5 protein-coding genes are annotated in these 7854 nt (G+C 59.5%); all 5 read right to left on the bottom strand.

All coding sequences use genetic code 11. The features are described 5' to 3' along the window. A partial coding sequence (locus ACR0LN_RS20335) for a calcium-binding protein (protein WP_480432247.1) occupies nt 1-2830 on the bottom strand: 2830 nt, incomplete at its 3' end. Nucleotides 2831-3083: 253 nt separating this feature from the next. Beyond that, nucleotides 3084-4295 carry a CAP domain-containing protein gene (locus tag ACR0LN_RS20330; protein ID WP_480432245.1) on the bottom strand — a complete coding sequence of 404 codons (1212 nt, stop codon included), beginning with the start codon at nt 4293-4295 and terminating at the stop codon, nt 3084-3086. A 216-nt stretch (nt 4296-4511) separates the two neighbouring features. Beyond that, nucleotides 4512-4769: a hypothetical protein gene (locus tag ACR0LN_RS20325; protein ID WP_480432243.1), complete on the bottom strand. Its 258-nt coding sequence runs from the start codon at nt 4767-4769 to the stop codon at nt 4512-4514. 116 nt (nt 4770-4885) lie between these two features. After that, complete coding sequence (locus tag ACR0LN_RS20320; RefSeq protein WP_480432240.1) at nt 4886-5581, bottom strand: YjbF family lipoprotein; 696 nt, start codon at nt 5579-5581, stop codon at nt 4886-4888. Continuing rightward, the gene (locus ACR0LN_RS20315) at nt 5560-7743 is read right to left on the bottom strand and encodes a YjbH domain-containing protein (protein ID WP_480432238.1); all 2184 of its coding nucleotides are present in this window, start codon (nt 7741-7743) and stop codon (nt 5560-5562) included. Before ACR0LN_RS20315 ends, ACR0LN_RS20320 begins: the two co-directional genes overlap by 22 nt. Nucleotides 7744-7854 lie beyond the last annotated feature (111 nt).

Raw genomic sequence — 7854 nt, 5'->3', positions numbered from 1 at the left:
AGAAGATGAAATCGCCCGCGTCGAGCGTGCCCTCGGCCACACCGAGCAGGGTCAGCGTGTTGCCCAGCCCATCGCTGATGATCGCCTCGGCACCACCCGACAGGTGCTCGGCCTGCAGGTCGGCGAACCCGGTGATCGCTTCTACGCCGCTGAGGTCGATCAGATCACCGGCGCTGAAGTCGAGCACCTCGTCCGTGCCGGTCGAGAAGACAAACGTGTCGCTGTCCCCGCCACCGCGCAGCGTGTCGTTGCCGCTGCCACCGTCCAGCACGTCCATGCCGGCCCCGGCAAAGAAGTCGTCATCGTCCGCCCCGCCCAGCAGCGTGTCATCGCCGGTGCCGCCAAACAACGTGTCGTTTCCGGCTCCGGCCCAGACCTCGTCATTGCCGGCGCCACCGCCGGCATTGTCGTCGCCGTCGCCACCGAACACGGTGTCGTTGCCGCTGCCACCGAACAACCCGTCATTGCCGTCGCCGCCACCGATATTGTCGTCGTCAGCTCCGCCATAGACCTCGTCGTTGCCGGCCCCGGCAAAGAACAGGTCATTGCCAGCTCCACCGCCCATCAGATCCGCGCCTTGGCCGCCGTAAGCCTCGTCATTGCCAGCGCCGCCATAGATCGTGTCGGCCCCGCCACCGCCGCCCAGAATGTCATTTCCGTTCTGGCCGAGCACCAGATCGGCACCCCAGCCGGCATACAGCTGGTCTGCCGCGTCGCCGCCTTCCAGCGTGTCCGAACCGTTGCCACCCAGCAGCGTGTCGATGCCGATACCACCGTCCAGCATGTCGTTGCCAACACCACCATTCAGAGCGTCCTTGCCGTTGCCGCCATAGAGGACATCATCGCCGCTGTGGCCGGTGATGCTGTCATGACCGTCGCCACCGTCCAGCGTGTCATTGCCGTTTTCACCGCCCTCGATGGTATCCCGGCCACCCCGACCTTCGATCAGGTTATCCTGGTCGTTCTTGCCGGTGAGGGTGTCGCCGCGATCACGCGAGCCCCACACCTCTTCGAAATTGCTGATCGTGTGGGTGAAGGCCTCACCCCGCCAGATGCCGGTCGCAATGCCGGTTTCCAGATTGACGTTCACCGCCTCGACCCCGGTCCGGTCATAGCGCAGCAGGTCGAACCCGTCGCCGCCATCGGCGGTGTCATTGCCCGCCATCAGGATGATCCGGTCGCGCCCGTCGCTGCCGATTACATTGTCGTCCAGCATCGTGGCTCGGAAGCTGGAGACGAGCTCAACCCCGTTGATCGTGTCCTGTCCGCCAAACCCGTCATTGGAGATGATGCCGGTCTGTAAATCCGCCGTCACACCGGTGCTGACACCCCACCAGATGGAGTCGATGCGCACATGAGTGCCACCGGTGCCGCTTAGATTGATGGTGTCGTCGCCACCCCGGGCGCCGATTGAGATATACCCTTCCGGTCCGGTGGTGAAATTGATCGTGTCGTCATAGTAGGTGGCGTAAAGTCCGAAGCCGCCATTGCTGGCGGTCAGTGGATTGTTGAGGTCGTAGATCGTGGTTGTGCCGTTCACGCCCTTGTCAATACTGCCGCTGTTGGTGGCGGCGTTGAGGGTGGCCGTTACACCGGCTTCCAGGCTATACATGCCGATTTCGGAAAAGTTGTCAGGGCTCGACGCACCCGAGAAATCTACAATGTCATTGCCCGTGCCGGGCAAAATCCAGTCAAACCCGTTGTTGTCGCCGGGATTGAGATAGTCGTGGCCAGCGCCACCGTGCAGCGTGTCGTCGCCCTCGCCGCCGTACAGCAGGTCATTACCATCCCAGCCATCCAGTACGTCGTTGCCTGAATTGCCATACAGCTGGTCATCTTCACCATCGCCGACCAGCGTGTCATGACCTTCACCGCCGTACAGCGTGTCATTGCCGAAATCGCCGAGCACCAGGTCATTGCCAGCACCGCCATACAGCTCGTCATAGCCACTCCACCCATCCAGCGTGTCATTGCCATCGCCGCCGTACAGCAGGTCATCACCACCATCGCCGCCCAACTCGTCATGACCTTCGCCGCCGTACAGCGTGTCATTGCCGAAATCGCCGAGCACCAGATCATTGCCTGCACCGCCTTCCAGCAGGTCATTGCCCTCACCGCCATCCAGCAGGTCATGACCTTCACCGCCATCCAGCGTGTCATTGTCGAAACCGCCGAACAGTAAGTCATTGCCTTCACCGCCGTCCAGTGTGTCATCGCCATCCAGTCCCCCGATGGCGTCATCCCCGGCGCCTCCTTCCAGTATGTTGTCATTGTTATCGCCGATGATATCGTTGTGCTCGATACTGGTGCCGCTGATCGAGCTGAACGGGATTTCCTTGTCCGGGCCAAACGTGCTGGCTGCAGGGGGGATATCAAGACTCACCAAGGAATTGGCGAGGAAGTCGTTCCAGTCCGCCAGCGAGTTGAAAGTGGGCAGTGCATCGCCGCCCAGAAAGAAGATGTTCTGGGCATCGACCAGTCCGTGGGGTGGTACATCGGCGTCGATATCTTCGACAATCAGGATGGTTGATACGCGCGAAATGCCACCCGCATCGATCCAGTCCACCTGAAAGATCGAGGTGTCGGGTTCGTAGTCGGAACCCGAAAACAGTTCGCCGTCGATGCGGACAAAGTATCCATCCAGATTAATTTCAAAATAGAGATCGTCCGGCGCCGTATCACCCGGAGCCAGAGGCAGAACGCTGTAGCTCAATGAGGTAGTGTCGTTGTCCACGATCAGTTCCAGCGTGGTGCTCGATTTCACGCCCACATCCGCGTCGGCAAAATAGTCGTAATAGACGGAAAATCCGTTAATCGTATAGGTTGTCATGTGGATGGCCCCTTAAGTTCACTTATTTGGTGGCACCTGGTCCGATGTGCCCCAAATTTTTGTTTTTACCCAATAGCATGAGCGTAGCTTCTTCTATTCACCGCTAGTGGATAGACGCAAGATGTATTTGCCGGGTGCATCAGAATGACACTGGCTACACCCACAATCTTTGGTTGAGGTGGCGGAATATTAAGATGCAAAAAGCCCGGGCGTTTGGCCCGGGCTTTGCAATTCCGCAATTGGTTTATGTGGTTCAGAAGATGAAATCTCCGACATCGAGCGTGCCCTCGGCCACACCAAGCAGTGTCAGTGTATTGCCCAGGCCATCGCTGATCACCGCCTCGGCCCCGCCGGACAGGTGGTTGGCTTGCAGATCGGCGTAGTTGGAGATCGTGGTTACGCCGCTGAGGTCGATCACGTCACCCGCTCTGAAATCGATGATCTGATCGGTGCCGGCTGAAAACACAAAAGTATCGTCACCGCCGCCGCCGTGCAGCGTATCGGTGCCGGCTCCACCGTTCAGAGTGTCGCTGCCCGAACCGCCATAAAGCAGGTCGTTGCCATTGCCGCCCCAAACTGCATCCTGTCCGGCTCCGCCACCCGCAGTGTCATTGCCGCCGCCGCCGTAAATCTCGTCGTTGCCGTCCTGTCCCCAGAGGCGATCCCGGCCGCCGCCGCCACTGATTTCATCGTTGCCGGCTTCGCCATGAACGTTGTCGTTGTCGGCCCCACCCCAGATCGTGTCGTTGCCGCTGCCACCGTTGAGGTTATCGTTGCCGTTGCCACCGCCAATCAGGTCGTTGTTGTCGCCGCCGCTGACTGTGTCATTTCCGGTTCCACCCCAGATCGTGTCTTGCCCGGCATTGCCGGTCAGCCTGTCGTTGCCGCTGCGGCCGTTCAAGAGGTCATCACCGGTATTGCCAGTCAGCGTGTTTGCGCTGCCATCGCCAAAAAGCTCCAGGTCCTGCGGGGGCGGGGGGGTGGTGTCGCTGCCGCCATCACTGCCGTTATCCAACTGCAGCGGGGCGCTGGTGCGGGCAAATTTCTGGGTGACAATCACCGCATCCCAGTTGTCGTAACCACCGGTTTCGATGCCAATGCCGATTACTTCGAAATTCGGGTTCAGGATATTGGCGCGGTGGCCGTCGCTGTTCATCAACTGCGCGTGCAAGGCAGCCACATCATCTTCCAGCCCCGGTGCGCCCCCCTCGCTACGCAGTGCGAGGTTTTCACCCCAGGTCCAGCTGCCCGAAAAGACAAAGCCTGCATCTTCCATCCGGTCATCCGGGCGCGAGCCGTCCAGCCCGGTATGCGAGAAGAAATCCTCGTCCAGCATATACTGGCTGTAGTCTTCCGCCGCATCGTTGAGACGCAGCTCGAGCTGAAGGGGGTTCAGACCACGCGAGGTGCGTTCCTCGTTGATCAACTCCAGCATCAAGCGTTCGAGTGAGTTTGCCTGTGACATTTAAATGCTCCTGTGCCTGCCGAGGAGATGGCACGGAGGGCGCAGTTGGTGCAATCGGCCCGGCACAGCTTGGAATTATCCTGCTCATATCAGGCACAAGCTTGGCGGGAATTTGCCATAAATAAGGCCCGCCAGCGGATTGCGGAGCACTGCGTGCAGAAAAGAAAGCCCCCCTACATGGCTGGGCGGCTTTCTTGCGATTAGATGTGACGCGGATCAGTCGCCAGTAGTCGTTGTCGTTGTCGAGCCGTTGTCATCGTCGCCATCGCCACCGCCTGAAATTGCCACGATAGCTGCAATACCGAGTACAGTAGCAGCTGCAATGGTTCCCGTGCCAAACGTCGTGCCACCAATCGTCGTGCCTTGCGTGACAGCACCCTGGGTAACGGTCCCCGCTTCGGGAACGGTCTGTGCCGCAGCAACATGGGCCATGCCCAAAAGGCTGACAGCGAAAATCGCAATTATCTTTTTCATAATCAAAGAAACCTCTGTCGCTGGAGTTCTTGGCAAGCCTAGTCGAAAACGAGACCGTTTTCAACGAAACCTGTAACAATTTAACGTATATGTGGCATCTTGCCGAAGGATTAATCCTATCTCGTCAGTCGCCGGAAGCGCAGATAGCCGATATGGGGGCCGGCCCATTGCCGGGATTGCCAGACCAGCCCAGCCGAATCGTCCACCCAATAGTCGTTCGTCACCGCGTCACCACCACCCCGGCAACGTTGTTGCATGTGCCGTGTCTGATGCCTGCGTTCGACGATCACAATGACTTCCGGCCCCAAATCGACCAGATCGCAGGCCAACGCCAGCGGCACCTGCCGGTTGTCCAGAGAGTGGATCATCTGAACATGTTCTCCGCCCGAGGCCGGGCCGGGGCGGGTGCCTGCCACCTGTACCGTGCTGGACAGCAGATCGCCGCGCAGGCCGCGGGTTTCGATCAGCACCCCGTTGCGGGTGGCTAGCGTGACGTCATCTTCGCTGCGCCAGACCACGATCTGGCCCGGATATTGGTCTGTCCGTTTGGCATTAACGTATAGATAGGCCAGAGCATCGGTGCGTTCGAGAGTGGCCTCAAGGAATGATCCGTTCAGCCCGTCCAAATCGGCCCGACGCAAGGGCGGACGTTCAGGGGGCGGGCCTGCGCGGCGCTGATTGATCGCGTCCCGGCCGGCCTGAATCACTTCCAGTTCCAGTGGCACCTGATCCGTGCCGCCGGAACACCCGGTCAGGATCAGCAGGGTCAGAGTCAGAAATCCACGCCAGATCATTGCCAGAACCTCGGCCATCCGTCGCTCAGCGCCTTGCGATGCGCCCCGCGCACCTGCCCATAAAGCCGCCCGGGCACATAAACCCGCGCACCGCCATCGCGCTGGATCGGACGCACGACCATGCCGACCCGTCGTTTGTTAGGCCTACCCAGGAACCAGTTCAGTGGCATGCTGAAGCGGATGCCCTTGTCGAATGAACCTTCGCCGAATTCTTCGGATGACACATTGGTCAGGGTAAAGAACCCACCAACGGACCAGCCATTGTTGAAAACCCGGTCAATTCCAAACGTGGCGCCGTAATCTCCGGCCAGATACCGCCCGGCGTCAATCTGACCGTGAAATCCGTTATTGAAATCCATATAGGCCGAGGCATGCCCGGTCACGATCCGGTAGTCCTGAAAGCCGAACAGCTGATCAAAGTCGCGTTTGATTGCATAGTTGACCTCGGCCCCCAACCCCAGCTGGCTGTTGACCGGTTTCCACAGCAACTCTGTCGACAGGCCGCCATAACCGTATTCGAAATACCCGCCCGTTGCCCGAGCGTAAAGATTTTGCCCCGGGCGCCAGTATTTTGCCGCGTACAGGTTGTTTATCGTGGTGTCGAATTGTGCATATTCCAGCTGATCGGTGCGTACCGGGGGCAGTTCCGAAGGTGATGCGGTGCCGTCCTCGATATTGCCGGCCAGGCGCTGGCGCAATGTGCCCGAGAGGATCCAGCCCGGGGCAGGCCGGTAGGAGCCCTCCAGATCCAGCCCGACATCTATAAGGATCGGTCGTTCGGGATCGAAGTAGGCGGGCTCGAGATACGGGGCCAGCGACCAACTGAAATCGGGGTAGATATCGGTGAACACAGTGGTTTCGGACAAAGCTGGCGCGTCGCTGAATCCGGTCACCGCCAGCATGGCGTCCACCGCGTTCGGGTCAAATTCCAGCGCTTCCAGATCCGACCGGCGGATTGTTGTGCTCGACAGGCCCATTTCACGCGATGTGGGGATCAGATGAAATGTCTCGACCGAAGGGGGCATCGTGCGCGCCATGGCCCGCGCCGCCCGGCCAATCGCGGCAGCATAAGGTAGATAACGCGTGTTGCGGAACCGTATCTCGGCCGAGTGTGCCGAAACATCCAGAGATTCCAGGATCAATCCGTCCTCGGCCAGCACAGGATCAATCCGGTCGCGCAGGGTCAGGGCCGAAGCCTGGCTTTGGGCCCAGCTGGTATCCCAGGCCTCGGGGTTTTGAGCCCGGTTGGGTCGCAGCAGTACCGGCTGCGGGGCGGGTTGGCGCAGCAGGGTAACGGGATATTTCGGGTTCAGCTGAATCTGCGCGTTGATCCCGAAGGAGGACCCGTAAAGATAATAGGCCCCCAACCGGGTGCGCGGCGTGGCCTGATATTCGACGCCAAAATTGACCGGGGACTTGCGCTCGAACACGTCGGAAGTCTCAGTTTCCAGCGTATAGGCATCTGATGAGTATTCCATCTTGAAGGCCAGCTTGTCATTGGCCTGCCATTCGATGCCACCGAAGGGTGCGAACGGCCCACGGAACCATTGATCGACCGAAGGCTCGCCTCCGACATTGTCGCTGCCGTCAAAGACGGGGCGCTCGCCGGTAGAACCGATCGAGTCATATGAGCCCAGCCGCCCCCAACCCAGACCGGCGGTCAGCTTGAGCTGTCCGGGTTTGAGCGACGTACCCAGAACCGGCGTCTCGAAGGTCTTGGTGGCGACGATATATTCGCCCGAGTAAAAGCCGGTGCCCGCAAAATCCTGCAGACCCAATGTGATCTCGGGAAGGTACTCTCGCTCTCGCAGCAGGCGGAAACGCACATCGAAACTGCGGTCGTAGTAAGTGGAAAAGCCGAAAAGGTTCAGATCCTGAATGCCGGAATAACGAAAGCTGGCAGACATCCAGGGCGTGGCCTGAAAGGTCAGCGTCAACCGGGTCTGCCCTGCAAAGTTCGAAATCCCGGTGGTGAACTGGCCTTCGGGAAGCATCTCGGCCGATGGCATGTCGATCAACCCGGGAGATCCATAGAAATTCAGGCTGGGTGCTGGCGGTGGAACGAATTCCGGCCCCGTCGGTTCGGTATCCTGCGCCTGTGCGGCGACTGCCATAAAAGAGGCTGCAACAACCAAACCGCATCTTATCCTGCGGCTTCGGTCTGCAGGGAAACTCAGCATGCCCGGATCACACTCATCAGGGAAGATCTGCCTGTAATTATTGTTCTTCTATCTAAGAAACTTAGAACACACGTCCTTGCGAGAATCAATGTGGCGTAAGGGCGGATGCTG

This window comes from Ruegeria sp. AA6 (assembly GCF_056542865.1).
This window is presented reverse-complemented; position numbering and strand designations above follow the sequence as displayed.

Excerpts from the sequence above, each read along its gene's own strand:
- ACR0LN_RS20330 (WP_480432245.1), bottom strand. The coding sequence starts at position 4,295 with ATGTCACAGGCAAACTCACTCGAACGCTTGATGCTGGAGTTGATCAAC.
- ACR0LN_RS20320 (WP_480432240.1), bottom strand. The coding sequence starts at position 5,581 with ATGGCCGAGGTTCTGGCAATGATCTGGCGTGGATTTCTGACTCTGACC.
- ACR0LN_RS20325 (WP_480432243.1), bottom strand. The coding sequence starts at position 4,769 with ATGAAAAAGATAATTGCGATTTTCGCTGTCAGCCTTTTGGGCATGGCC.
- ACR0LN_RS20315 (WP_480432238.1), bottom strand. The coding sequence starts at position 7,743 with ATGCTGAGTTTCCCTGCAGACCGAAGCCGCAGGATAAGATGCGGTTTG.